24 protein-coding genes are annotated in these 25,855 nt (G+C 42.7%); 10 read left to right on the top strand and 14 right to left on the bottom strand.

Annotated elements, in window-relative coordinates; genetic code table 11:
* Window positions 1–94 precede the first annotated feature (94 nt).
* Window positions 95–1,990 (top strand): sigma-54-dependent Fis family transcriptional regulator, encoded by a 1,896-nt coding sequence (locus OH456_RS14075; protein WP_270033689.1) that lies wholly within the window; start codon window positions 95–97, stop codon window positions 1,988–1,990.
* A 32-nt stretch (window positions 1,991–2,022) separates the two neighbouring features.
* Here the strand turns inward: OH456_RS14075 and OH456_RS14070 are convergent, their stop codons facing one another.
* On the bottom strand, window positions 2,023–2,979 hold the full coding sequence (locus tag OH456_RS14070) for an NAD(P)H-dependent oxidoreductase (RefSeq protein ID WP_124939907.1): 957 nt from the start codon (window positions 2,977–2,979) through the stop codon (window positions 2,023–2,025).
* A 126-nt stretch (window positions 2,980–3,105) separates the two neighbouring features.
* Here OH456_RS14070 and OH456_RS14065 point away from each other — a divergent pair, with 126 nt between their 5' ends.
* Both OH456_RS14065 and OH456_RS14060 read left to right on the top strand, forming a co-directional pair.
* On the top strand, window positions 3,106–4,008 hold the full coding sequence (locus OH456_RS14065; RefSeq protein WP_088875824.1) for a LysR family transcriptional regulator: 903 nt from the start codon (window positions 3,106–3,108) through the stop codon (window positions 4,006–4,008).
* A gap of 52 nt (window positions 4,009–4,060) precedes the next feature.
* Entirely contained in the window at window positions 4,061–4,681 is a 621-nt protein-coding gene (locus tag OH456_RS14060; protein ID WP_270033688.1) for an HAD family hydrolase, read from the top strand.
* 69 nt (window positions 4,682–4,750) lie between these two features.
* Here OH456_RS14060 and OH456_RS14055 read toward each other — a convergent pair whose 3' ends face one another.
* The 4 genes from OH456_RS14055 to OH456_RS14040 form a co-directional block, all read right to left on the bottom strand.
* Window positions 4,751–5,770 (bottom strand): YcjF family protein, encoded by a 1,020-nt coding sequence (locus OH456_RS14055; protein WP_240206084.1) that lies wholly within the window; start codon window positions 5,768–5,770, stop codon window positions 4,751–4,753.
* A complete protein-coding gene (locus tag OH456_RS14050; RefSeq protein ID WP_038225843.1) occupies window positions 5,767–7,140 on the bottom strand; it encodes a YcjX family protein in 1,374 nt (457 codons plus the stop codon). Before OH456_RS14050 ends, OH456_RS14055 begins: the two co-directional genes overlap by 4 nt.
* A 114-nt stretch (window positions 7,141–7,254) precedes the next feature.
* Window positions 7,255–7,440 (bottom strand): hypothetical protein, encoded by a 186-nt coding sequence (locus OH456_RS14045; RefSeq protein WP_006073687.1) that lies wholly within the window; start codon window positions 7,438–7,440, stop codon window positions 7,255–7,257.
* Window positions 7,441–7,547: 107 nt separating this feature from the next.
* Window positions 7,548–9,068 (bottom strand): fumarate hydratase, encoded by a 1,521-nt coding sequence (locus OH456_RS14040; RefSeq protein WP_270033687.1) that lies wholly within the window; start codon window positions 9,066–9,068, stop codon window positions 7,548–7,550.
* A gap of 178 nt (window positions 9,069–9,246) precedes the next feature.
* On the opposite strand from OH456_RS14040, the gene pabB reads away from it, so the two are divergent.
* Complete coding sequence (gene pabB, locus OH456_RS14035; protein WP_240206086.1) at window positions 9,247–10,617, top strand: aminodeoxychorismate synthase component I; 1,371 nt, start codon at window positions 9,247–9,249, stop codon at window positions 10,615–10,617.
* On the opposite strand, the gene OH456_RS14030 is transcribed toward pabB, so the two are convergent.
* From OH456_RS14030 to OH456_RS14015, 4 genes are all read right to left on the bottom strand, one after another.
* Window positions 10,618–12,324, bottom strand: a complete 1,707-nt coding sequence (locus OH456_RS14030; RefSeq protein ID WP_198557990.1) for an ATP-binding protein — start codon at window positions 12,322–12,324, stop codon at window positions 10,618–10,620. It lies immediately after the preceding gene.
* A gap of 7 nt (window positions 12,325–12,331) precedes the next feature.
* Window positions 12,332–12,871: a heme NO-binding domain-containing protein gene (locus OH456_RS14025; RefSeq protein WP_006073693.1), complete on the bottom strand. Its 540-nt coding sequence runs from the start codon at window positions 12,869–12,871 to the stop codon at window positions 12,332–12,334.
* 156 nt (window positions 12,872–13,027) lie between these two features.
* On the bottom strand, window positions 13,028–14,461 hold the full coding sequence (locus OH456_RS14020; protein WP_198557991.1) for a hypothetical protein: 1,434 nt from the start codon (window positions 14,459–14,461) through the stop codon (window positions 13,028–13,030).
* Between the two features lie 26 nt (window positions 14,462–14,487).
* Entirely contained in the window at window positions 14,488–16,461 is a 1,974-nt protein-coding gene (locus tag OH456_RS14015; RefSeq protein ID WP_006073697.1) for an EAL domain-containing protein, read from the bottom strand.
* A gap of 159 nt (window positions 16,462–16,620) precedes the next feature.
* Between OH456_RS14015 and OH456_RS14010 the strand changes: the two genes are divergently transcribed.
* Both OH456_RS14010 and OH456_RS14005 read left to right on the top strand, forming a co-directional pair.
* Entirely contained in the window at window positions 16,621–16,980 is a 360-nt protein-coding gene (locus OH456_RS14010) for a hypothetical protein (protein WP_198557992.1), read from the top strand.
* Window positions 16,981–17,082: 102 nt separating this feature from the next.
* Window positions 17,083–17,463 carry a hypothetical protein gene (locus OH456_RS14005; protein ID WP_006073701.1) on the top strand — a complete coding sequence of 127 codons (381 nt, stop codon included), beginning with the start codon at window positions 17,083–17,085 and terminating at the stop codon, window positions 17,461–17,463.
* 14 nt (window positions 17,464–17,477) lie between these two features.
* Here the strand turns inward: OH456_RS14005 and OH456_RS14000 are convergent, their stop codons facing one another.
* On the bottom strand, window positions 17,478–18,347 hold the full coding sequence (locus OH456_RS14000; RefSeq protein ID WP_031494304.1) for a sigma-70 family RNA polymerase sigma factor: 870 nt from the start codon (window positions 18,345–18,347) through the stop codon (window positions 17,478–17,480).
* 309 nt (window positions 18,348–18,656) lie between these two features.
* Here OH456_RS14000 and OH456_RS13995 point away from each other — a divergent pair, with 309 nt between their 5' ends.
* From OH456_RS13995 to OH456_RS13980, 4 genes are all read left to right on the top strand, one after another.
* Window positions 18,657–18,992, top strand: a complete 336-nt coding sequence (locus OH456_RS13995; RefSeq protein WP_006073707.1) for an Hpt domain-containing protein — start codon at window positions 18,657–18,659, stop codon at window positions 18,990–18,992.
* 18 nt (window positions 18,993–19,010) lie between these two features.
* Complete coding sequence (locus tag OH456_RS13990; protein ID WP_006073708.1) at window positions 19,011–19,604, top strand: CoA pyrophosphatase; 594 nt, start codon at window positions 19,011–19,013, stop codon at window positions 19,602–19,604.
* A gap of 227 nt (window positions 19,605–19,831) precedes the next feature.
* Window positions 19,832–21,082, top strand: coding sequence for an aromatic amino acid transport family protein (locus OH456_RS13985; protein ID WP_038225865.1), 1,251 nt, complete (start codon window positions 19,832–19,834; stop codon window positions 21,080–21,082).
* An 89-nt stretch (window positions 21,083–21,171) separates the two neighbouring features.
* Window positions 21,172–22,533, top strand: coding sequence for an L-serine ammonia-lyase (locus OH456_RS13980; protein WP_006073710.1), 1,362 nt, complete (start codon window positions 21,172–21,174; stop codon window positions 22,531–22,533).
* An 80-nt stretch (window positions 22,534–22,613) separates the two neighbouring features.
* On the opposite strand, the gene queD is transcribed toward OH456_RS13980, so the two are convergent.
* Genes queD through OH456_RS13960 form a run of 4 tightly spaced genes read right to left on the bottom strand, consistent with a single transcriptional unit; the run spans window position 22,614 to window position 25,791 of the window.
* Window positions 22,614–22,976: a 6-carboxytetrahydropterin synthase QueD gene (gene queD / locus OH456_RS13975; RefSeq protein ID WP_006073712.1), complete on the bottom strand. Its 363-nt coding sequence runs from the start codon at window positions 22,974–22,976 to the stop codon at window positions 22,614–22,616.
* A gap of 59 nt (window positions 22,977–23,035) precedes the next feature.
* The gene (locus OH456_RS13970) at window positions 23,036–24,169 is read right to left on the bottom strand and encodes a membrane protein (protein ID WP_006073714.1); all 1,134 of its coding nucleotides are present in this window, start codon (window positions 24,167–24,169) and stop codon (window positions 23,036–23,038) included.
* Entirely contained in the window at window positions 24,162–25,187 is a 1,026-nt protein-coding gene (locus OH456_RS13965; protein ID WP_031494411.1) for a glycosyltransferase family 2 protein, read from the bottom strand. Before OH456_RS13965 ends, OH456_RS13970 begins: the two co-directional genes overlap by 8 nt.
* Window positions 25,177–25,791: a hypothetical protein gene (locus OH456_RS13960; RefSeq protein WP_270033686.1), complete on the bottom strand. Its 615-nt coding sequence runs from the start codon at window positions 25,789–25,791 to the stop codon at window positions 25,177–25,179. Before OH456_RS13960 ends, OH456_RS13965 begins: the two co-directional genes overlap by 11 nt.
* Window positions 25,792–25,855 lie beyond the last annotated feature (64 nt).

Here is a 25,855-nt window from a genome sequence, read left to right as displayed (position 1 = left end):
CAGAGCAGTGATATGTTTATTGAGCAATTGGTGAACAATCTTTGTTCGCAAACGCGCTTTTAGTATTTTGACTCTAATTTGGCTGGTCGTAGAAATGAACAGTAAACACAGCACGATCATTAAAAACTCTTGGCAACGATGTAGAGAAGCTGGGTTGTCACACAGCAGTGCTCCCATTATAGAGATGGAGACAGGCTCCTCACTGGCGAGAACAACAGAAGAGCACTCCGGTTTAATAGAAACTACACAACAAAAAGTGTTGCCGTTTTACGACAGTTTATTGGCAAACAGTAACTGCCTCATTACCTTGGCAAATACTAAAGGCCAGGTCTTGAATAGCTGGGGAGAACAACGTTTTTTTACCCAACATCAACCACAAGTCTTTCAAAATGGCGTGCAATGGAAGGAACAGTTAATTGGCACGAACGCCATAGGCACGGCTTTAGAGACGGGCTCCATTGTGCAAGTTTTTCACGATGAACACTTTCTTAGTTCAAACCGATTTATGGCAGGTTCCGCAGCACCTTTGTTTGATGCAGACAGAAGAATGACGGGCGTTTTGTCGATATCTAGTGACGCTTATATGCCCTCTTCTCATACACTTGGTATGGTAAAACTGATGTCACAGGCCATTGAGAACCAATTAATAGCTAGTCGATTTCAAGCGACCCATCACCTATTTTGGTTCAATACTTCTCCTGAAAACATTGACAGTCAATGGTCTTCATTGTTGGTGTTTAACGATGAAGGCATTATTGTTTCAGCAAACCGTCGCGCTGAAGTGGTACTTGGTCAGAATCTTGCGCTGCAGCGTTTGGAACAATTGTTCGATGTAAAGATGGAGCAAGTGCTATCGCACCCTCCTTTTACGCCATTTCCTCTAACTTCTCGCAGCCAGTCTAATTATTTTGGCTTGACCATACCTCCAACGATTCCAAAAGGTCGTCAACTCGATTTTAGGTTGGCACCACAAACCACAGATATAGCTGCGCCTACGGACAGACCACTTGATTTAGAACAGTTGAATACCGGTGACCCAAGATTGGCGAAAGCGATTAATCAAGCAAGTCGAATTCTTGATACCGATATACCCATTTTGATCCATGGCGAAACCGGGGTGGGTAAAGAAGTTTTTGTTAACGCACTGCACCAATCAAGTAGACGCAGTCACGCCCCACTCATTGCAGTAAACTGTGCCGCTATTCCTTCTGAACTGGTTGAATCCGAGCTGTTTGGATACGAGAAAGGGGCATTTACCGGTGCTCATACTAAAGGCTATGTGGGATTAATTAGAAAAGCCGATAAAGGAACACTGTTTCTCGATGAACTTGGCGACATGCCGATAAATGTTCAAGCTCGACTGCTTCGAGTACTGCAAGAGCGCAAGGTGACGCCACTTGGTTCCACAACCTCTTACCCAGTTGATTTTAAGTTAGTTTCCGCAACCAACCGGAACCTAAAAGCTGACGTAGAGCGCGGTACGTTTCGCCAAGATCTCTATTATCGAGTAACAGGTCTTAACATCACGCTCCCTGCTTTGAGGGAACGAACGGATAAAGAGGCTCTGATCCGATTCATTCTAAGAAAATACGCATACGGCAACGAGGTACCAAATCTAAGCGTGGAAGTATTGGCGATGTTCAAACAACACCCTTGGCCTGGCAATATCAGACAAATGGTTAGCGTGATTCAAATTGCAGCCGCCATGGCGGGCGATGAAACCATCACCTCAGAACACTTACCTGATGACTTCATAAATGACTTCAAACCTTATGAAAGTGCGCCGATTCAACCTATATTGGGCGCTACCGCATCAGACTTATCAGCCGCCCCAAATTTGGTTGAACAGGTCACAGAGCAAGTATCAAACAATCAAGAGTGGCTTGATATCTATGAGGAATGTGGAAGGAATATTTCGGCAACTGCAAAGGCGCTTAATGTCAGTCGCAATACATTGTACAAACGCCTAAGAGAGCAAGGGTTAAGATAAGCTTCCCTTGCTCCACTTGGATTGTTTTTATATTAACTCACTGGATCGACATGATAATCATGAATTGTGATTCTGGTGTCATCCAAGCTTACTTTCCAAACTTCGTTAACCAGCAAGTTAATGCTTTCACCACGTAGCGTTGACTCGGGATAGGTGTCTGCAAGTAAGCGTATTCTGAGTTCGACTGCGTAATTATTGTCTTCTCTACGCACTTCTATTTGCTCGATTTGATGATGACAATCCGGTTTAAAGGTGCGCTTAACGATAGAATACCAATCTCTAAACCCATCATGACCTGAAAATGTTCCTTCTGGCGCTGACCATTTGATATCCATGCTTAAATAACGCGTAAAGTCATCAGTCGACTCAGGAAGTTCATCAAACTGGGCGAACCATTGAGTCACAAACTTACTAATACGGTTTTCTGGTGATTGAATAAGGTCTTCAATCCTCGTTTGCAAGCGGTCAGCATGACTCCTAGCACGAGTTTCTACCTCCTCCAGTTTGTTGTACACGCCTGCAATGTAAACCATGCTATGAGTGTAAATTGGCTTAACGTAATTCATTCCTGCAAGATAAGCGGTTTGCTCTAAAGGTTTTAACAACTCTTCAATTGAGAAATGGTTATAGCCAAGCGGGGTATAAGACTCCTCAGGACCACCGATTGTGAACGATAGCACCAAATCTTTGCCTTTTAACTTGTCGCCTTTAGCGCCATAAGCAAAGTTATAGCTGAATACATCATCAATCCATTTTTTCAGCAATGCAGGAATGGAGTACCAGTAGAACGGAAACTGCAGTACAACAACGTCAGCTTTCACTAAAGCCGCTTGCTCTGCCTCTACATCGATCTGATAGTTAGGGTATAAACGGTCTAGTTGACGCACTTCAATGTCATCAAAATGATCACTTAATTGGTTCAAAATAACTTTATTGGTATTTGACGCGTCCAAATTTGGATGACCTGAAATAACTAAAACCTGGCTCATAATGACTTTCTCATCGGTTACTGACTTAACATGTGAGTAGTGTAATTAGTATCATTGATAATTTTTAGATGACTTTTAGCTAAATAATTATTAGCTTAAAGCTAATAATAGTATTAGGTCCTAATCATGAACGGAACAATATTCAACCAACTGATTGTATTTAATACGATCGTTCAGGAAGGTAGCATTACCAGAGCGGCTCAAAAGCTCGAAATGGCACCTCCTTCAGTCAGCAATGCGTTGAAAGCTTTAGAGCAAGAATTAGGTCTACCGTTGTTTACACGTACAACACGACGCATTGAAGTCACTGAAGCAGGTAGATTACTGCATGAACGCACCTTGCATTCTATTTCCGAGTTGAGTTTGGCTTTCGAAAGTGTCAGCGATTTAAGCCGAGAACCCACTGGCACGGTTCGCGTCACCATGCCACGCTTTGTCTATCAGTATTTAATCGAGCCCATTTACGCGGAATTCTGTCAGCAATACCCTCATATACAACTAGAAATTTCAGTTTCTGACGCCACAATCGACATACTTAACGAGAACTTTGATCTTGGCATCCGCTTTGGTGATAAAGTGGAAGAAGGCATGGTCGCTAGACCACTTACGACTTCTATGAAAGAAGCCTTTTTTGCGTCCCCTGCCTATATAGAACACTATGGACAACCATCATGCCCAGATGATTTGAAACATCACAAGCTGATACAGTATCGATTCATCTCATCAAACAAAATTGCGCCTCTATTGCTAAACAAACAGGGAGAGATGCTTTCGGTGGAGATGCCTACCTCCATGGTTGTTAATGACACGAACTTAATGGTAGATGCTGCCATAAAAGGTTTGGGAATAGGCAGACTTGTCGAACCTATGATTCAATCACATATCGCCCAAAAGCAACTGGTACCAATTTTAGAAGACTATTGGTACCCATATTCTGGACTTTATGTCTACTTTCATAAAAACACACAAAAGGCTAAACGTGTCCGTGTATTGATTGATTTTTTGATAGAAAAAACCAAGCAGCTATAACTAGATGGCGGTTCTTTTCATGGATACATTGTCCCTACTACGAGGTATCAAATTGAACACAAGTAAAATTCGCAACGTGGTCTTCGACGTTGGCAACGTGATTGTTCGCTGGTCTCCCGTTGAGATCGTTCGACTAACATTTGGGTATAGTGCTCATGAAGCAGAGCAAAAGGCTAAAGCTATTTTTCAACATGATATTTGGATGGCTCTTAACAAGGGTCTATTGACCGAACATCAAGCACAAGAAGAATATCAAACTGCATTGGGGCTATCTGAGGCTGAGTGTGAGAGACTCTTCTACTACATCAAAGAAACCCAAATTCAGATTTTTGGTACGGTCGATCTCATTAAGCGCCTGAAACAAGCCAGCTATAACATTTATGCATTAACGGACAACGTCCATGAAATTGTCGAGCACTTAAAGCATCGTTATGACTTCTGGCCACTATTCGAAGCTGCTACCGTATCGGCTGAGTTGGGTGTACTCAAACCCTCTGCTGACATTTATCAGTCGCTACTCAACAGCAACAATCTTATCGCGAAAGAGACCGTATTTTTGGATGACATGCCATACAACGTCGACGGCGCAGTGCAATGTGGACTGCATGCCATTCAGTTCAGCGACGCACAACAAGCGGAGAATGTACTTCGAGAATTGGGTTTAGAGTTTTAAGACGAATAACGGCAGTTCTCGTGACAAGAACTGCCGTTACTATTTTAGTTGATTCAAATGAACAAACGCTTAACCAAGCTTGCTCTTCAAACTTTCCAATACAGACTTACGAATTGAACCCAGTTTTGGACGCTCCTCATTTGGAAACGGGATTGGTCGCATTAGACTGATCGTTTTCAAACCCAAACGAGCTGTTAGCAGCCCCACACCAAGACCTTGTCCAGCTCGGGCTGAAAGTTTTTCTGCCAAGTTCATCGACAATATATCCGCACTTGATTCAATGGCAAGTTCACTGGCACCCGCTAATGCAATGTTCATTAATACGAGTTTGAACAACTTAAGTCTTGACCAGTAACCTAACTCTACGCCGTAAACCTCTGATAATTTGTCGATCATTCGGAAATTACGCCATGCGATGAGAAGCATGTCAGCAATAGCCAATGGACTCAGAGCCACCAAAATTGCCGCTTCCCCCGATAACTTCGACACTGCGGCCAGTGCTTGCTTATCCTGCTCTTTCAGTACCATGGACTGGTACATATTTAGCACTTCAGCATCACTATGCGCACTGTGAATACTGTTCTTCCAGCGGTCAAACGAAGGGTTTTCAGGTTGTATCCCCGCCTCATCAGCTAGCTTTTGACAGAACTTCTCACCCTGCCCCACTCCATCGTTGGCAATCAGTGCTTCGGCCTGTTCTTGAACCGAAAAGTGGTCTTTCAGTTTGCGAAGCTTATACAGCTCCTTACCAAACGCCCCAATACCCATTGCCGCTACTGCGGTAATCAAGCCTGACCAACCTAAAGACAACCAGTCTCCGGTATTGGCAGCAGTCACGACGTTATCTATCGCTTGCCAACCAACTAAGCCTGCAAATGCCGTTAATAAAGTAGTGGCAATCCAGCCTTTTTTGCTGCTTCCTTTGACTACTCTTTCAAGCTCTAGCTCGTCCTGTTGATCATTTGCTTCATGTTCAACAGGTATGAACGCCTGTTCTGGTTCAAACAGCTTTTGGCTGTTTATATCCACTGAAGATTCTATTTCGGAAGTATCCTCAGTGAAGACTTTTCTACCTTTGATATCACTCATCGAAGTTTATCTCCAATCAAATACTGCAGTGCTTTATCAAGTCGAATATGCCCACAAGGTTCGTCAACCGCCGTTTCAAGCGGTCTAAATGAGGTAAACTCAAACTGATTGTTTTTCCAATACTCAGCCTTTGGGAGGCGGGCTGGCACATCACCGGGATACAAGGTCATGGTTTCATTATCCAAGGTCGTTCCTCTTAGCGCAGCACTGCTCTCATTTCCTTTACCTACAAATCCTGCTTCGGTCGCTCTGATGGAAGCGACGCTCATGCAGCTCATTTCTATATTTTCGAACGCAGTATCTTGCCACGCTGGATGTACCATTTGCTGTAACAAGCTCACTAAGTTGTTGTGCTGATCTGGTGTGACATGATCAGCCTTTGTGGCGGCAAACAGAATTTTATCTATTCGTGAAGAGAACAAGCGACGTAGTAAGCTAGATTGTCCATAACGGAAACTCTTCATAATTTGTTGCAGCGCATCTTTCATATCATGAAACGCTTCTGAGCCTGCCATTAGTGGCTGTAAACAATCCACTAGCACAATCTGACGATCAAATGTCGCAAAGTGATTCTTGTAGAATTGCTTCACTACTTTGGTTTGATACTCTTCATAGCGGCGCTTGAGCATCGCATAGCCGCTCGTTTTCGTGACTTTGTCTGACGGAGCCTGACAAGGGAAAAACTGCAGTACTGGTGCGCCTTTTAATTCACCCGGAAGAACAAAGCGCCCTGGTTGCACCCAATGTAATCCACGCTCCTTGCAGGCATACAGATATTGAGTAAAGCTCTCGGAAATGTCGGCTATTTGCTTTTCGTTTTCTTCTCCAGTGGCATCAAACTGCTCAAGTTTAGTCAGCCAGTCTTGGGCACATTCGCGGCGAATGCCCGTTAGATTCTCAAACTGCAACTCACTCCACTGCTCAAAGGTCAAATCGAGTAGTGGTAAATCGAGTAACCACTCTCCCGGATAATCAATGACATCAATATACAGAGTCGACGTTTTGCTGATTAAACGTTTCGCCCCTTTTGCTGGCTTATACTTAACCGCTAATCGTATTTCACTTACATCGCGCGTAGGCTCAGGCCAACTTGGTGGCATTGCATGCAGTTGACTCATCGCGTCATCATAAGCAAAACGTGGAACCATTAAGTTAGACTGCGGGACACGCTTGGCGCCGATCAATCGTCCATCTCTAGCACAGTCCAACAGAGGTAAATTCTCGTGCGTAGAGGTATGCAACAGTTGATTAACCAGTGAAGTGATGAACGCCGTTTTACCTGCTCGCGACAAACCCGTCACGGCAATTCGAACATGAGAGTCCATACTACGATGCAGAAGATCAGATACTTCTTGACCAATTCGGCTCATTTAACGTACTCCAATAAAACTAATGGGATAAGTTTGCACTATACGAGATTAACGAAACATGAACAAAAAACCCCTGAAAATATTCAGGGGTTTACGTGAAACTTTGAGAGCGTCCTAATCGTCTTCAATTAACTTATAAATGACGAACAGTGCGATTTCCAACAGAACCGTCAGCACACAAGCCATGGTGACGTATTTTTCATTAAAGATGCTGATACCGTGCAGTATTAAATCGTAGCCAACGAAAAATCCCACTACTAGCAATAACGCAATTTGTAATATTTGTATGAATCGAGGCATTGTTGCTCTCTCCTTGGTTCTTTTTCTAGTATGTTTTTTAGTATACGCCTGAATTATAGATAAAAAAAAGTGAGTATGCGTTCACACACCCACTTTTTCTAAGCGGATTAAGAAACTTTTTCTGCTTCCGCTATCTTAACTTTCCACGTATCTGGACCAATTTTGTGAGCATTCGCTCCGCTTGAATCTACCGCGACAGTCACAGGCATATCTTCAACTTCAAACTCGTAAATAGCTTCCATACCTAAGTCTTCAAACGCAACCACTTTGGCTTTCTTAATCGCCTTAGCTACCAAATATGCCGCACCGCCGACAGCCATTAAGTACACAGCCTTGTGCTCTTTAATAGACTCAATCGCCGCAGGACCACGCTCCGCTTTACCAATCATGCCAGTTAGTCCAGTTTCAGACAGCATCATGTCAGTAAATTTATCCATACGAGTTGATGTTGTTGGGCCAGCCGGTCCTACTGCTTCATCGCCAACGGCGTCTACTGGACCGACGTAGTAGATAAATTTGCCTTTAAAGTCGACACCTTTTGGCAAACCTTCACCACTCTCCAACATCCCTTGAATACGTTTGTGCGCTGCATCACGACCTGTCAGAATTTTCCCAGAGAGCAATAGAGTCTCACCTGTTTTCCACTCTTGAACGTCTTGTTTAGTGATAGTGTCAAGATTCACTCGACGAGTATTTTCGCCAGCTTCCCATGTAATATCTGGCCACTCTTCCAATTTTGGTGGCGTAAGCTCTGCTGGGCCGGTTCCATCGAGAGTGAAGTGAACGTGACGGGTTGCCGCACAGTTTGGAATCATACACACAGGCTTAGAAGCTGCGTGAGTTGGTGCGGTTTTGATTTTAACATCGACGACGGTCGTTAAGCCGCCCAAACCCTGAGCACCAATGCCCAGTTTGTTGACACGGTTAAAGATATCAAGGCGAAGCTCTTCTTCTGCATTAGAAGGACCACGTTCGATAAGCTCTTGAATATCGATATGCTCCATCAAAGATTCTTTTGCAAGTACTGCCGCTTTCTCAGCCGTACCGCCAATACCTATACCCAACATACCTGGTGGACACCAACCTGCCCCCATAGTAGGTAAGGTTTTCTCTACCCATTCTGCGATGTCGTCAGATGGATTAAGCATGACCATTTTGGTTTTGTTTTCAGAACCGCCGCCTTTCGCTGCGATTTGAATTTCAACTTTATCCCCTGGCACCATATTGATATGAACCACAGCTGGCGTATTGTCTTTGGTGTTAATACGCTTACCTGCTGGATCTTTTAGCACAGATGCACGCAACGGATTGTCAGGGTTGGTATAACCTTGACGAACGCCTTCATCGATCATCTCTTGAACAGTTAGATCAGAGTCCCATTGGACATTCATACCAATGTTCACAAAGCAGGTAACGATACCTGTATCTTGGCAAATTGGTCGATGACCTTCTGCGGACATGCGCGAGTTAATGAGAATTTGCGCGATGGCATCTTTTGCCGCTTGGCTTTCTTCCTTTTGATAAGCTTTATCTAGGGCTTGAACAAAGTCGAGGGGATGGTAATACGAGATGTATTGCAATGCATCAGCAACACTACTGATCACATCTTCTTTACGAATAACCGCCATTGAATACCTCTTTATAATTTTAGCTTCCAGAATTACGAACTTTCTTTGAACCTGTACCACGCCTTAACCCGCAGTATTTTCAGGGATAATTGTCCGACTTTTTATTGTGAAAATATGATACTCTTGCTTTCCACTATGCGCCATGAGTGCGACAACGTTTCTGTCACAATTTAAGCAAATGAACACAAAAGAAAGACTATCTATTCAATTCGTTGACCTTCCTTATTACCAAGACCTAGCCCGAGACAAGTTTGCTGAGATTGAGCAACTTCCTTGGTCGATGCTACTGAAATCGTCAGACGCCAGTCATGAGAACAGCCGATTTGATATTTTGGTCTCTCAACCAGTCGCAACCGTCGAAACGTTTGGTGCTATCACCAAAGTTATAGTTGGAGACGAAGTGTCAGAAAGTGACCAAGATCCATTTGCCATCGTTAATGATTTGATAGAGAACTTAGTTGGTTTCAGGAAAGATTCTACCAACTGGCCATTCATTGGAGGTGCGGTTGGTTACTTCGCATACGATCTAGGACGCAGAGTGGAACGTTTGCCAATAAAAGCAGAAAACGACATCCAAGCCGCCGATATGTCTATCGGTATTTATGATTGGGCATTAGTCGTTGACCATCAAGAACAGCGAGCTGCCATCGTAGGTAACAACCCTGAATTTCATAAGCAATGGTTAGAACGTAAGGTCTCCCCTCAAGAAGATCCGTTTACGTTGGTGTCGAATTGGCAGTCCAACATGACCAAACAACAATACCAAGACAAATTTCTTTCGGTGCAAGACTATCTCTCTGCAGGAGACTGCTATCAGATTAACTTAGCGCAACGACATCAAGCTCAATATACTGGTAGTGAGTGGCAGGCATTTAATCTATTGGACAACCAGAATCAAGCACCGTTTAGTGCCTTTATCCGAACCAACGATAGCGCGATAATCAGTGTTTCCCCTGAGCGTTTCTTACAGCTTCATCAAAACTGTATTGAAACCAAACCAATTAAAGGTACTCGACCAAGATCAGTCGATGTGGAACAAGATAAAGCGTACGCAGAAGAGCTAAAAGCAGCGACCAAAGATCAGGCAGAAAATTTGATGATTGTGGATTTGCTCCGCAATGATATCGGACGAGTAGCAACTCCAGGCAGTGTTAAAGTGCCTAAGCTTTTTGATATCGAAAGCTTCCCTGCAGTTCATCACTTGGTAAGCACGGTAACTGGCGAGTTAGCTCCAGAATACTGCGCTACAGACCTTCTTAGAGCTTGTTTCCCCGGAGGTTCAATAACTGGCGCACCTAAAATACGAGCCATGGAAATCATTGAGGAACTAGAACCTCACACTCGCAGTGTATATTGCGGTAGCATTGGCTACATCAGTGCTCATGGCGTTATGGACACCAGCATTACCATTCGAACACTCATCGCAAAACAAGGTAAAATCTATGCTTGGGCCGGTGGCGGTATCGTCGCCGATAGCGAATGTGATGCAGAGTATCAAGAAACCTTCGATAAATTAGGTAGAATTTTGCCAACCCTTGGCAACCTCTAGTCAGAGCGCATCTAAACCAGAGCTTGGCCCCCATTTAGAGAGTGTGAGGGTCAAGTCTTTTGCGGTATAAGGTTTGGATAGGATGTCGTCCATACCCACATCATAACAAGTTTGTCGTTCTTCTCGTGTTGTGCCTGCGGTTAGCGCCACGATGGGTTTGGCGTAACTTGCGTCTCGTAGTCGTTTCGTTGCTTCAAATCCATCCATCACTGGCATTCTACAATCCATAAATATGATGTCGTATTGCTGATTGGTCGCATGTTCAACCGCTTCAAGGCCATTAACAGCAAGATCAGGTGTGATACCGACTTTGCTCAGCATTTTGGTAATCACGACCTGATTCATTTTGATATCGTCAACGACCAGAATCTTAAGGGCAGAAAAATCCTGTACCACAGTATCAAGGTTCTGTTTTATCCGTTCGTTATCGTCAACATCTTCAACCTGCAACGGTAAAAAACCATAAAACGTTGTACCCTGCCCTAACTCACTGGTTAACGAAATTGAGCCACCCATTAGCTCGACAAGTCTTTTACAGATGGCTAATCCGAGCCCTGTTCCCTCGTAGTTACGTGAACTAGACCTGTCTGCTTGAATAAACGGTTGAAACAGTTTCTTCTGAGCCGTCTGACTGATACCAATTCCCGTGTCTGTTACTGAAAAGCCAATCCCACCTTCCTGCGAGGTTAGCGTAACTTTAACACTTCCTTCATCGGTGAATTTAATTGCATTACCAATAAGGTTGACGAAAATTTGTGTGATACGTTCTAAATCGCCTTTGAAGTTCTTGTTAGAGAAGCCGTCAGCGCAAATTGTAAATCCAATTTGCTTCTCCGCCGCTTTGTGCTCAAAAATACTGCACAACGTTGATTGAAGGTTGGTCCATTTGAATGTTGATTCGATTAACTCTAACATTCCTGCATCAATCTTACTGAAATCCAAGAGGTCATTAATAATCGACCTAAGTAGTTGACCAGATTGACTTAAATTACTGTGAAGCTCTTGTTGAGCACCTTTCAGATCAGTATCTGCCAACAACTCAACGCTCCCTAGTAATCCATTTAAAGGAGTCCTCAATTCATGATTGATCATTGCCAGAAACTCACGAGTCGAACGTTCCGACGCTTCTGCGCGCTCTTTCGATTTAACAAGTCTTAAGTTGATTAACTGGCGTGTTATGGAGCTCGACAACAGTTCACAAACTAATGACATTTGGCTTTCAATAAAGGCCAAGTCAAAATCTTCACCAACAAGGTTAACCTCCAATTTCCCAACGTTTTTCTGTTCGACTTGAATTGGTATAGAAGCTTGTAAGGCCGGAGACGTGCTGGCTTCATTTATTACCTTAGTTGAGTTGAAAAGATTATGTTTAAGGGTAGGTATAAGGTTTTCAGTCAACTCAATACTATAAGAGATGCCCTCAGCAGCATCCGTTAATTGTTTGACTAAATCCGCAAGTAGTACATCATCAAGGTTGCTACGTAAAAAGGTTCTTCCAAACTGAATTAGAATTCGCTCAATATGCTGCTGAAACTCCAGCCGTTTAAAGCTAGCCTCTGAGCGCTGCTCTACTTGTTTTAGAGCCACTTCTAATTGTTGATTGGCATTAAACAATTCTAAGCTTTTAGCTTCGAGTAAACTCTCAGCCGCCTTTCTGGCCGCTATTTCACGCTTGAGTTTCCTTTCAATCGCCGCACTACTCGTCATAGTCAATTCACACTAAAGATAAGCTAAACCTGACCACGCTTCCGTCTTCTGTTTGAGGACTCATTTTGACATCTACGGTTTCCCCAAAGTGGGTTGCGCACCCTTCTATTAACCCCAAGCATACGTTAGACATACAGCGAGCGCTCTGATAGTCCATGACCATTTCTGTTTCTGTCTCACTAATGAAATGAAATTTAGGAGGTTCTGCATCCGCGTAGAGTTTTTTCACCTCAACATGAATGTAATCTTCTACGTGGCGAATGAACTGAAATGTAGATGTGCTTTGGCCAATACTGGCACTGTCCGGAATAGATGCCAGTAGTGCTTTAAACACGGTCTGACCAAACACTTGCTGCAATGTATCAGGCGCAATATCGGTTTTCTTACTAAGGTTAACAATTAGCTTCACAAGGTCTCTATGATCGTAACTCCCAACAGCTGTATAGATACCTTCATCCCCTGACATTTCAAGAACTTCGTCCAATACTTCTAAGCCGAACTTTTCTTCAACGAGCTCCATAAACTCGGTAAAAATGATTCCTTTCATAGCCAATCTCCCCAAGATTGAGAGTTGAGGTACTCTCTTTTCGATATTGAACCTAATCATTGGTAGGCTCGATGAATAATTAATCCTCTTAGTTAAGTTCTAGAACAATATTCACACTAAATCCAAGTTAATACGTGTTCACAATCAATAACCTAGTTAAATGGTTATTGATGAAAAGCCCAATGTTCCATCATCAAAACTCAAGGTTAAGTTCAGTTGTGTTTGTGCTTGGCAGTTCACAGACCATAACGTAAATGTATTAATGTTGTTGGCAGTCACTAACCCATCACTGCAATTAACATCAATATGTGCGATACGCTTGCGAACTCTTCGGCTCAGCAGTGCTTTAATCTCGCGAGTCGAAACTTCCCAATAGTTGCCGCTTTTAGTTTGAATACAGTTATCGAAAATCAAGTTAGGCATAAAGACCAGATCGAAAGTTAAATAGCCTTCACTACTTTCTCCATCATCACCTGACAAAGAGAGTTTTCCGAGTCCTTTGCTACGATTAACAGACGACAAGGTTAGGTCACCCTCGCTTTCTGATTTTACTTGAACTAAATCAGAATGCTCGAACGCTAATTGGTGAATAGATTTTGCACATTGCCGGCTAACCGAGTTGGAAATAAGATCTTTTTTATTTACTTCGATATCACACCACTTGTTCGACGCTTTAAGGCTGGTCTGAATCGGTGCCGCTTGCATGTGTGGCATGAAAATTCCAGTGGCAATGTAGTCAACCGCATCAGACAATAAGTAAATATATCCTTCCGACTCAGTTTTGGGTTGACTGAAAGAACCATTCGGCAAACGACGTAAAAAGCTCTGATTTGAAAATGAATAAACAGCATCAACATACACTATCGGACTTGCAAACTGTGTAGGAGAACCAACAAGATCTTTTTGTTCAAGTGCTTTTCGTGAACACATACCGTTCTCTGTCTTTACTATTAGGTCCTTCAACAAAGTAAAATCAAAACGCAGAACTAAGTCCAAACTCTGCTCGCTGTGAAGATTGAGCGCCTCAACTAACAATTCACAAGACAGGGGCTGAAAACTATTGTTGGAATGTGTATACGGTGGAGAAATAAAACAAAACTCTTTCGTCAGTTTACTTTGATAATTTGCTGTGGCAGTCATTACTGACCTAACTTGGAACTCACTTCCTTGTATCGAGGCATCTGAATGACCCGCGCTCTTATTCACAAATTTGACAAGAGCACTTCGGCTGATAGCTATGGTTCCGTCCGAAAGGACTGAATAACCAATTGGACTGCTCTTGGATTGCGCTAATTGAAATTGTTCGGGAACCACGATGTGAGGCACCGATAGAAGATTACATTGCACTCGCAATGGCACACCTTCGATCAAGCAGCGGAGCTCCAGTGTTCCTCCAAACTCTTTGTTCGGTAAGTAAGCATAGACACCATTTCCATAGTCTCTAAAGATACCTACACCACTGTCACAAAGAACTTGCTCCGGTGTTATTCCGTTGAGTTTTTCAATATGAGTTATTAGGTAATCTCTCGAAAACACGAGTAAGCCAGACTGAAATTCAACGATTTGATGTCGATAGCTATCTACACTCATCACATACTCTACCCGTCTGAATAAAATCAATGTCGCTTAGCGTCAGAAGCATACTTAAGAACTTCACGAACCTGACTAGAGGACAATGGACGATAAAAGAAATAGCCTTGGATATAATCGACATCAATAGACTTTAGCGTTTCCAACTCAGAGACTTTCTCTACCCCTTCAGCGACGACTTTAATATTCAAGTCGTGAGAAAGCTGCCGAAGCATATTTACGGCAAAATATTTCTGTTTAACCTCATTGATATTGGTAATGAACTTACGATCGATTTTTAGCTCATCAAAATGGAAGTCGTTAAAATAAGAAAAGGACGAACTACCGGTACCAAAATCATCAACCGCAATCTTAATACCAGCAGAGCGAATTTTCTCTAACAGGTTGGCATTGTTCACATTATTTTCGAAATAGGCCGTTTCTGTTATTTCAATTGTCACCGCATCATTGTCGACTGGAGACCGTTTAATAAGTTCGAATAAATCCAGGAGATGAATCGAAGGTTGACCCGATTCAGCAATTGAGCAATTAAGTGACAACGATAGTTTTTTAGAGACACCTGAGTTTATGCTAACAAACTCCTCAATGGCTCTTTCAGCGACCATTAGATCCAGTGCAGAAATGAGTTTGAGTTCTTCTGCTAGGTGGATCATTTCTTGAACCGTGTACGACATATCTTGAAAACGGAATCGGCAAAGCGCCTCAAGCTTTACTATTTCCCCCGTATGCGTATCGACAATTGGTTGGAAGTTGACGTCGATAGCTTTATTTCGTATTGCATCTATCAAAAGCTGTTCTAAGCGCTTTCTGCGTATATTGCCTTGAACTAGCTTTTCATCGTAAAAATTGACGCTACTGCCGCTTGAGTCATGAACGAACATAGCTTGTACCGACTGAGAGATAACTTCATCAATACCACAGCCATTGAATCCATGAAGTGCAACACCAACCTGACCGTCGGCTATATCATTAACCAAATGGTCATCGAGGTATTTTCTCATGCCCTTGAAAAACTGCTTGATGCATAGATTGATAGTCGCCAGATCTTCGACGTCACTTTGTCGAATTTTGACAAGTGCAATGAACGTGTTGCGCCCCAAATACCCAAAGCTGGATTTGTCATGTGATGACTTTAGTGCAGCAAGGACTTTGCCACGTGACTCTTTTTCTAACTCACTATAAAAGTGCGGCTTGAAGCTGATAACAATATATTTTCCGTTCTTTTTGGATAACTCACTGGCACTTTTTCTAAAAGAGGCTTCATCCTGCGCTGTCTCCTGCTTAAAATTGATATGCGCTGATTTATCCGTGCTCTTCTCTGTAAAATTATCGCCAAAAAAAATGTACACAAAGATATGCTTGCCGTCTGACAACTCGATCTTTTTCACACTGATCGTCTCAAGACGAGCATGGGAATCGCGAGCTCTCGTGATAACAGCGCCCTGCCAACGTGAAGCCTGAGAAATCATACTTTTAAACACTTCCATATGACTACTATCACTTTGGAGCAATTGTATGTCAGAAATGTTTCTACCCAACACACTAATGGGCGATACATTATGTTCGTAGCACAAGCGGTTGTTGGTGAATAACACATTATGTTCATGATTAGTCACTAAAACACCACGATGTGGATCATCAAGCAGATGTTCAATCATTGAGAACACACTAATCTGAGCCTGTGATTGTGACAGTAGTTCAACACTACCTTTCACTTTGTTGTCCAAAATCAGATAGATTTCGAACTTAACAATAAACAGATCTTCGGTTGTTGTTTCAAGTGCAATGGGCACAGCTGCAGGTAGACCGTTAAACTGAACATCACGGATCAACAGCAAGATTTGGTTAACATAATCAATCGACGGAGGTTGAACTGTGATTAACTTATCCTCACAACACAGCACATTACGCCAGAACTCGCCTTTGGAAATTACCGACGTAATCTCCGAGAGATCTTCCGACCAAAATGTTTTATTTTCGTCATGTGTGGTAGAAAGCATTCGCCTCTCACTTCTTATAGTTATCTGCCAACAACGTGTACAGAAGTAAACTAGGCAATAGGAATATGAAATCAAGTTAACCTTAGCTGAGAATTTAAAGTTGAATACTTCAGATTCCCTCCTAGCTTGTTGACTAGATTTAGGAGCAAGGAGCGAGTCATGCGATATGTGTATGTAGATGACGTATACGATGAACGATATCGAATATCACCTCCCCTTAAAGTTAACCTCGTTAGCGGCGATATTCCGGAAGAAGAACTTGAAATAAGAGAGATTTTACGTTGCTGGATGGAAACAGGGCTATCTCCTTTTCAAACCGCTGCAGATATCAAAATGGATTTCTGGACACATGCAGATAACTTCTCACGGCTTAGCTGTACTTTGAATACTCTGCTAAAACACAAAGCCTACTATTTTGCTGCAAAGCGTGTCGCAACAATATGGCGACGCGGGTCTATCGAGAAAGCATATTTGGAATATTTGCTAACAAAGCATATTGGATTAGAGTCACACGAATAGATATGCAACTAATACAATTACTTTTAATTTTCATCCTGTTAGCTTATATTTAATATTATCAATAGATAGCGGACGTTAGCCATACTGCTACCGTAGATACGTATGTATAAATATGTAAATGACATATTCGACACGGAATATAATCAATCGCTTCCTGATCAAGTGACTTTCACTGAGAATGAGGTTCCACTTGAGGAAATTGAAGTTAGAGAGATGGTTGAAGCGTGGTATTTATCAGGGTATGTACCCTGTTTTGAAAAACACAAACTGAGTTCATCCAACAAAATTGACGAACTTTCGATTGACGCTGAGGACAGTGCAACACGATTACGGAAATTAGAAGCGACTCTATTACTGGTTATCAAAAACCGAGTTTACAGAGCCGCGTTCAAACGTCTTATGACAGCTATGAAGCCATCGAGCTCAAAAGATCGATTAATGCTTCTGCTGGAACAAGTAGAAAACGTCTTAAAAGTTCACTAACTCACTTCGCCTGGTTAGTTGATCCAACCGTCAAATTTAAGTTTGTTTTGCAACTTGCTGATCCCTTCCTGTTGAAGCTGACGTACTCGCTCTTTCGATAGCCCAAACATTTCTCCCAGATTGTCCAGTGTTAGCACTTCTTTGCCAAACAAACCAAACCGATGAATCACAATGTCACGGTATTTTTCTGGAAGAGACAAGACCACACTTTCTAGACTCTGCAATAACTTCTCGTTGTGACATATATCGTATGGCTCTGGGATAGCCTCTGACTTACAAGTTTCTAAACTTTGAAATTCTTTATCAATAGTATCAACAGATGAACTCGACTCAATAAAGCCACTCATGTGGATCAAATCACTGATTTGAGCTTGAGATTTCGCGGTTTTTTCAGCGATTTCCTTAACAGATGGCGGGCGTTGAAGATCAGCAATAATCTCGTTAGTTTGCTTCGATAATCGGTTTATTTCTTTAATAACATGAACTGGCAGGCGAACGGTTCGTCCCGTGTTCATTAGTGAAGACTCGATGCTTTCACGAATCCACCAAACTGCGTAAGTGCTAAAGCGAAAACCTTTTTCTGGTTCGAATTTGTCAATCGCTTTAATAAGTCCCAAATTCCCTTCTTCGATGAGATCAAGAATCGTGTGATTACTCAACCCTCTCTTCGTATAATTTCTGGCGATTTTTACTACCAATCGTAAGTTAGATTCGATTAATACGTCTCGAGCAGCCTTATCACCCCGGCGTGCTAACGTCGCATAATGATACTCTTGCTCGGGCGATAGCAAGTCGATACCCACGACGTCATGGATATACTTTGAATAGAAATCTGTACCACGCTCTTCATACTGTTTGTTAAGCCTTTCTGTCCTTGTGCTCATCATTAGCTCCTTTGTATGGCGCTACTCCTAGCCAATTAATTATTATTGGTGTGATCTAAGTCGCACGAATAAGCATAGACGCGTTTATGCTATGCATCAAAATTTAGTCCTATCGAATAAGCTAAATTCTCTTAAAAATAGTATAAAAGTATTAGAAATTTAGTTTCATGGTCGTTCAAGTTTAGATCGTGTGTTTCTGCAGATTTTAATTTTCTATGAACTATACTATTTTGGTAACTATCTGAAGTTGGTAGGTAATCTACTTAGGAACACTACTTATTCACTCTTTACAACAACAGGGACGCTACAATGATAGATTTTGAGGTATTGCGCGGCTACATGGATAATGACGACGATATCATCGCTGCGGTATTCATGGCATTTATGGAAGAACACGAGGATGGTGCGGAAAAAATCCAAGCCTTGTTCAACGAACAAAACTGGAGTGAGCTATTTATTACCGCCCATTCATTAAAAGGCATACTAGCCAGCTTTGGTGAGACTAAGGCCGTCGAAAAACTCGAAGCTATAGAAGGTTCAACCAGAAACAGTGATGCTCCTAACAGCGAAGATATTCAGTTTGTTGTTCAAGAGCTCGATGTTATCAAGGGGCAAATCAATGAATATCTCGCTTCCGCCGTGTAACTAAACAGTAAGGCACCAATGACTAAGCACGAGTTTTTAGAACGATTCCAGTTACATCAGTTAGCAGACTATCATGATGGTTCTAAATCAAGGACGGAACATCTTGATAAATCAGCGCTCAGGGAAGCGAGCGTTCTTATTGGTTTAGTTGAAAGAAATCAGTGTCTGCATGTCATATTGACGAAACGCGCTAGCCATTTGAAGCATCATCCGGGACAAATTAGTTTTCCCGGAGGAAAAGTTGAAGAAGATGACCTAGACGCAACCTTCACTGCTCTTCGCGAGGCTGAAGAGGAAATAGGCTTACGCTATGATGAAGTATCCGTCATTGGCCATCTTCCTCGTCTGGTCACCGTTACCCAATTTAACGTTACACCTGTTCTTGCATTTGTGGATAGTAATTACCGCCCTTCGATAGATGCTAATGAAGTGGACTTTCTATTTGAGGTACCACTTGAGTTTCTCGCTCATCCAGAAAACATGTCAGCATTGCAATTTACTGTACGTGGAAAACCACACCGCGTTCTCTCTATTCCATATAAAGAGCACTTCATTTGGGGCGTGACCGCACAAATTATTGAAAGTTTACAAACACAGCTGCAACTTAGTTAACAGACCACCAACACCAGCCAATCGATTGCGTTATTTTTCATTAGTTTTACTAATGCATCGCAATAGTCAATCTAATCTCTGGCACGTAAAAAACGTGACCCAAATAACGAATCCATCATTAGTATCAATATCCCGCTACAAATCATGACCTAGATCTAATTTTCACGTGAGAAAAGCATGCAAAATGCCCACGACTTATTTCCTGTTCCCAAAATGAGTAACAAACTATGACTACCACAACTACTACGGCAACGAGCCGTTCTTCGTCTAAGTGGACCTATAAGGATTTCACCTGGGCTCTTTCTCTATTCGGTACGGCGGTTGGTGCTGGTGTACTTTTCCTTCCAATTAAAGCAGGTGCTGGCGGCTTTTGGCCATTAGTTATCCTAGCCCTAATTGCAGCACCAATGACTTGGTTTGCACACAAAAGCTTAGCTCGCTTCGTTCTTTCTGCTAAGAACCCAGAAGCGGATATTACCGACACAGTAGAAGAACACTTTGGTAAAACTGGTGCGAACCTCATCACTTTTGCATACTTCTTCGCTATCTATCCAATCGTTCTAATCTACGGTGTAGGTATCACAAACACAGTTGATTCATTCCTAGTGAACCAAATGGGTATGGAATCTATCCCACGCTGGTTGCTTTCAGGCTGTCTGATTGCAGCGATGACTTGTGGTGTAGTATTCGGGAAAGAGCTTATGCTGAAAGCGACTTCCGCGATGGTTTACCCACTAGTATTCATCCTACTTGCTCTATCTGTATACCTAATCCCAGATTGGAATACTTCAATGATGAGCGTTAGCCCTGACTGGGGTTCAATGCCAGCAGTTATCTGGCTAGCGATTCCAATCATTGTTTTCTCTTTCAACCACAGCCCAATTATTAGCCAGTTCTCTAAAGAACAGCGTCGTGTATACGGTGAAGATGCGGTTAAGAAGACTGACATGATCACTGGCGGTGCAGCGATGATGCTAATGGGTTTTGTAATGTTCTTCGTATTCTCTGTTGTTCTATCTCTATCTCCAGAGCAACTAGCGATTGCACAAGAGCAAAACATCTCTGTTCTTTCTTACTTAGCTAACGTTCACGAATCTCCACTGATTTCTATCCTTGGCCCTGTTGTTGCGTTCGCCGCAATCACTTCAAGCTACTTTGGTCACTTCCTAGGTGCACACGAAGGTCTTGTAGGTCTAGGTAAGTCTCGTTCTAAAGCACCAGTTTCTAAGATCGAGAAAGCATCTCTACTATTCATCGTTATTACTACTTGGATTGTTTCTATCATCAACCCAAGCATCCTAGGCATGATTGAAACAATGGGTGCGCCAATGATTGCGGCAATCCTATTCCTAATGCCTGTATATGCAATGAAGAAAGTTCCGGCTATGGCTAAGTTCCAAACTTCAGCACCTGTACAAATCTTTACAGCAATCTGTGGTATTGCAGCGATTACTTCTGTAATCTACGGCGCTTTTTAATTGACTTCGTCAGTTGAACATCTCGGTTAAACAATAACGATAATATAAGCCTCCATGTACTTTGGGGGCTTTTCTAGAGGTAAATCAGTATGATCAGTGTTTTTGATATCTACAAAATTGGTGTTGGACCTTCAAGCTCTCACACCGTAGGCCCGATGAAAGCTGGTAAAGAGTTCATCGACGACCTGCGTTCAATGGGTAAGCTAAGAGACATCACCAAGATCACTGTAGATGTTTATGGATCACTATCACTGACAGGGAAAGGTCACCACACAGATATCGCAATCATTATGGGTTTGGCTGGTAACTCACCAGAAAAAGTCGACATCGACTCAATCCCAAGTTTCATTGCCCGTGTTGAAGAAACAGAGCGTCTTCCAGTTGGCATGCACTGTCACACCGTTTCATTTCCTCGTGACGGCGGCATGAATTTCCACTCCACTAATTTAGAGCTTCACGAAAACGGCATGCAGATCCACGCTTGGATCGATGACGAAAAAGCGTATTCAAAAACTTACTACTCTATTGGCGGCGGCTTTATTGTTGATGAAGAGCACTTCGGAAAAGAAGAAGTATCAGCATTAAAAGCTCCTTATGAGTTCAACTCAGCAGAAGAACTGGTAGAACTGTGTAAAGAAAATGGCCTATCAATCAGCACACTGGTTATGGCTAATGAGCACGCTGTACACTCAGATGAAGAGACTCGTACGTACTTCGCTAATATTTGGAAAACAATGCGTGAGTGTATGGAACGCGGCATGAGCACTGAAGGCATTCTGCCTGGTCCACTGCGTGTTCCACGTCGTGCAGCAGCACTTCGCCAACAATTGATCACATCAGAAAAAACCACAACTGACCCGATGTCGGTAGTTGACTGGGTGAACATGTTTGCTTTTGCTGTAAACGAAGAAAACGCAGCAGGTGGTCGCGTTGTTACCGCTCCAACCAATGGTGCTTGTGGCATCATTCCAGCGGTACTTGCTTACTACGACAAGTTTATCCAAACCGTGACTGAAAAAGACTACATCCGCTACTTTGCTGCGTCGGGCGCAATCGGTGGACTGTACAAGCAAAATGCATCGATTTCTGGTGCCGAGGTAGGTTGTCAGGGTGAAGTTGGTGTTGCATGTTCTATGGCGGCGGCAGGTCTTGCTGAACTTATGGGTGGAAGCCCTGAGCAAGTTTGTATGGCAGCTGAAATCGCAATGGAACACAACCTCGGTCTAACTTGTGACCCTGTTGCAGGACAAGTTCAAGTACCATGTATTGAACGTAATGGTATTGCTGCGGTTAAGGCAATTAACTCGACTCGAATGGCGCTTCGTCGTGCTTCTGCACCTCGTGTGTCATTGGATAAAGTTATCGAAACTATGCTTGAAACGGGTAAAGACATGAATGCTAAATACCGTGAAACCTCTCAAGGCGGTTTGGCAATCAAGGTTGTTTGCTAATAGGTAAATTCCAATAACAAAAAACCGAAGCCTGAGCTTCGGTTTTTTTATGGTCATAGTAACGTTTAGCAGCTAGCGGTTTATTCGCCTTTGTAGATACAACCTGCAGTACACGTTTCTTTGATCTCTACTTTACTTAATAGCGGTAGGTTAGGCTTAAGCTGCCCCCAAATCCATTTGGCCAGTACTTCACTGGTAGGGTTCTCTAGTCCCTCAATATCGTTCAAGTAGTAGTGGTCTAAACGATCGTAAATTGGTTTGAATGCTGCTTTGATCTCTGCAAAATCGACTACCCAACCAGTATGCGGATCGACTTCACCTTCAACATAGAGACGCACTAAAAAAGAGTGTCCATGCAGACGACCGCACTTGTGGCCCTCTGGCACATGCGGAAGATGATGTGCAGCTTCGAACATGAACTCTTTATACAACTCAGTTTTCATAGGATATCTCTGTTAAAAAATGACACGCAATCCTACTGAAAACCGAGCTCTATCTCAAGCTATACCGTAAAGAACGACGACGAGAAAAACCCGATAGATATAAATGTCGACATGGCTGCACCGCACAACAGTACTGGCATTTTTGCTCTTGGGTAAGATTCAAGCAACAAGATAATCGCCAGATAAGTAGGATACAAACCAAAGATATAACGTGGCATCGCATTGACACCCGATGATAAAGGTATCACTAAGTTGATAAACATAAATAGCGCTTCAGCATAACGCTTTTTGTAGATTAGATAGCCGTTAAGTGCGAAGCCAAGTAAAGAAACAATGGTGAGATAGAGCTTTGGACCACCTCTTTCAAATCCATATTCCAACCAAACAAATGGATTACTAAAGGTTCTGCCCCACGCCACTTGAATATGACCGAATGCCAATGCATCTCCCATATGGAAGTACAAATAAGCCATGTAAGTAAAGAAACCTAATGGGATGACCCAAATAGCCGCAATAACCGCCAAACCGCGAGTTTTAAATCGATAAAAACTACTTAGCCCATAGTGCTGGATGCCAATAATGAGTACAGAGAATACTAACATCACACCTAGATTTCGCGTCACTGCAGCTAACATCCCTAGTACAGCGACCAATACCCAATTCTGGCGATAACAAGCAATGAAGAGTCCTGCTACCAAGGCAATATACAGCGGCTCAGAATAGCCCGCTAATGAATAAACCGTATAAGGCGAGAAGCACATTAACCATATTGCCGTATCTTGCGCATTATTGCTGAGTTTCATCTGTTTCAATGCCATCACTAAAGCAGCAGTGCCAGCAATGAGGGTCACATTAGACACTAAGACCAATGACAGGTTGATGTTATTAACGACGTAATTCACTGTTTTCGCGAGATAAGGGGACATGGGCATAAACGCCCAGTTAGCTCCGTTGCTTTGCCTCATATAGCTAGGCACTAGCGCGTAACCATCTTCCGCTATTCGCCTAAACCATACACAGTCAAAGCGACACATTTGATGCCAAATATCGATGTCCTTGATCGCTTCAGGGTTGAATGAGTACGTTCCTATTAAACCAAAAGCGGCAAAAACGATACGACTAGTGATCACTGCCAGCAAGAGTGTTATCCATTGGTCTTTGGTTAACATTATTGAAGAGTTTGGATTATGCATGGACTGAACTCACTTTCTCGACTTGCTGTGTCCCGGATAGAGGGGGTTGTTCTGGGTTATTTCTCTTGTCATATTGACCATATATTCCTTCTACAAGGTAAATTGGTCTCTGTTTCATTTCACGATACATTCTGCTGATATAGCCGCCGATAATGCCAAGCGAGATCAACTGAATGCCACCTAAGAAAAGTACAACACTAATAGTCGAGGCATATCCCGGAGTCTTAATATCAAAGAAGGTTGCGCCAATCACTATCTTTAGCATAAACAGAAAAGCGAGTAGAGAAATCACACACCCTACAAATCCCCATATTCGCAACGGCCATGCAGTAAAACTCAGTAAACCGTCTACTGCAAAATTCCACAACTTCCAGTAATTAAATTTGGTTTCACCAACATGTCTTTCAGGACGCTTAAAAGTAATCCCTTTAGAACGAAATGCCCCCCAAGCCAATAAGCCTTTCATAAAGCGATTTCTCTCCGGTAGTTGACGCATCGCCTCTATCACTACTCGATCAATCAAACGAAAGTCACCTGCATTTTCCGGCAAGGTTGTTTCTGATGCGAGCCAGTTGAAGACTCGATAAAAGCCACCAGCAGAGACTCGTTTCATCCACGTGTCTTTGCTTCTATCTTCGCGCACGCCATAAACAGTGTCCCACTCACCTGTCTGCCACTCTTTAACAAACTCTAATATGAGTTCAGGAGGGTCTTGAAGGTCAACGTCCATAATGACACACGCATCACCTCTAACATGATCAAGACCTGCTGTCATCGCCGCTTCTTTACCGAAATTTCGGGCCAAATTCACTAAAGTGACCCGTTTATCTTTGCCTATCAATTCTTCAATAACCGTGCGAGTTCTATCAGAGCTACCATCATTGACGAAAACAATATCTAATTGATGACGCATTCCATTGAGGGCATTATCCAGCGCATCAATAAACGGTATGATCGACTCTTCTTCATTAAACACAGGAACTAATATGGATAAACTAAACTCGTTGCTACTTTTCATCAGCCCCGTCCTTAATCGTTATTTTGGTGACCGTTAGACTCGCCGGAGTTTCAAATTGCATATATTGGATGGGACGCGCCGCATCGATATTTGCTGCGGGCAATGTAGCTGCAAGAGACAGCTGACCGATAGGCTCCAATCGTGTCTTATGTTCACCATCGATGGAAACGTAAACGGGCTCAGTAATGCTTTTCGCTAGATCAATTTTTACATACACGGAACGAGTTGGGTTTTGGTCAAAGTTAAAATACACACCGCCAGAATGAACCAGTCTCCTACCTTCATTTTTATTACGCTCAAGCTCGGTGTGTAAGTCGTAGTTCCAGCCTTCACGACTAATAAATGGGGACTGCTCTCCGGGCTCAATAATCCCTGACAATGGCAGCACTAAGTTGTTATTATCCTTGCCCCAAAAAAGCGTGGCTTTATCAATGTAATACGTTTGATAGCCCACCGTTACATTAGGTGTTGCCGCTAAATATAAAACCCACAAATAGTAGCCAGACAACGTAATCAGAATGGCAATTAGACCTATTCTAAGTCGACACTCTTTACCTTTAACATTGCCTCTAGACGTTGTGTTTTCGAGATTTTGTTCGGTCATAATTAATTTACAACTAGTTACATTTCATGATGTTTTACTCCTGCCTAACGGAAAGACTGTCAAC

It is taken from the genome of Vibrio sp. La 4.2.2, assembly GCF_027586995.1.
Classification (GTDB): domain Bacteria; phylum Pseudomonadota; class Gammaproteobacteria; order Enterobacterales; family Vibrionaceae; genus Vibrio; species Vibrio mediterranei.
The sequence above is the reverse complement of the archived record's forward strand: the minus strand, read 5'-3'. Positions and strand labels throughout refer to the sequence as shown.